At 64.1% G+C, this 1,115-nt stretch carries 2 protein-coding genes; both read right to left on the reverse strand.

The annotated features are described in order from the left end of the window. Window positions 1–173: 173 nt before the first annotated feature. Window positions 174–449, reverse strand: a complete 276-nt coding sequence (locus FGL98_RS25120) for a type II toxin-antitoxin system RelE family toxin (protein ID WP_146321620.1) — start codon at window positions 447–449, stop codon at window positions 174–176. Further along, window positions 446–727, reverse strand: a complete 282-nt coding sequence (locus FGL98_RS25125; protein ID WP_146321621.1) for a type II toxin-antitoxin system Phd/YefM family antitoxin — start codon at window positions 725–727, stop codon at window positions 446–448. Before FGL98_RS25125 ends, FGL98_RS25120 begins: the two co-directional genes overlap by 4 nt. Between the last annotated feature and the right edge of the window lie 388 nt (window positions 728–1,115).

The following is a 1,115-nucleotide window of genomic DNA, read 5'->3' on the forward strand; positions in this document are numbered from 1 at the left end:
GCTGGGTCACGCGCTGGAAGCCGGCGCTGAATGTCTTCGCTACTACGTTCGAGGGCCGCTGGCCAACAGCCGAAAAGTACTGAAAACAGTGAGGATCAAAAACACCAAAATTCTGACAGTCCTGGGTGCCACGTCCGCGCGGATCGCGGCAGATGGAAGGCCGCTGTGGATGCTCAGGGGCGGTAGATGTCTCCGCGGTGGCCGATGGCCAGGACCGTCACAGTTCTGGTCTGATCGTCGATCCTGTAGAGGATTCGATACGTGCCTCGCCGGGCGCTGTGCCGGTCTGCCAAGGGTGGGCGGAGCTGTTTCCCGACGCGCTGCGGGTTCTCGAGCAACGGGCCGGTGATGAATTCGAACGGGGCGGCAGCAACGGCTTCGGGGAGTTCTTCGGTGAGGTGACGGCGCGCCGAGGAGACAATTTGCAGCTGGTAGCGCGGATCGTTCACGCCGAGGTCCGGCGTGAACGCATCGCCGCCTCGAGGTCTTCTTGGGTCTCGACCCGGCCAGCGGCCAGGTCGGCCTCGGCGGCGGCAAGCTGCGTCATCAGGTCCTGATCGCCCAGGACGGCGATGGTCTCTTCGAGCATGGCCAGGTCGTCAGGGGAGAGCAGGACGGCCGAGGGCTGGCCGTGCACGGTGACGGTGACTCGTTCGTGGTGTTTGCTGACTCGGCTGACGACATCGGAGAGGTGTGCCTTGGCGTCTGCCAGTGGGATGCTCGTCATGGTCACAAGTATGACTAGAACACAGATAGGTGTCCAGTGGCGCAACCCTCGCTGGTTGCGGCAAATCCGGTAAACGCCTCACGCTGATGATCGGACGTCGGTCCGGTGGCCAGCCGATCACTCGATCTGTCGTGACGCGCCTGAAAGGCCCCGCCTCGAACTAGCCCCGACCTGTTCGGGTCAGCACCATCACCCCTCGCAGACTTGCCCGAGCAGGGATAGCCTGCGCACACGGCGGCTCACGCGCAGTCCCGTTGTCGACGGCTAGCCCGGATCTTGCATAGGTCTGGCGTGTGAGGTGGGTGTCGGCGTCTGCCGTCTTGCTGGTGCTCATTTTGGCGTGAGGGTGTGACAGGGGGCCGCGATGTCGCTCGTGGTGGGCGTCGGC

The sequence above is a fragment of the Leekyejoonella antrihumi genome, assembly GCF_007845645.1.
Lineage (GTDB): Bacteria > Actinomycetota > Actinomycetes > Actinomycetales > Dermatophilaceae > Leekyejoonella > Leekyejoonella antrihumi.

What these genes read in the sequence shown, in the direction of transcription:
- FGL98_RS25125 (WP_146321621.1), bottom strand. Translation starts at nt 727, where the DNA reads ATGACGAGCATCCCACTGGCAGACGCCAAGGCACACCTCTCCGATGTC.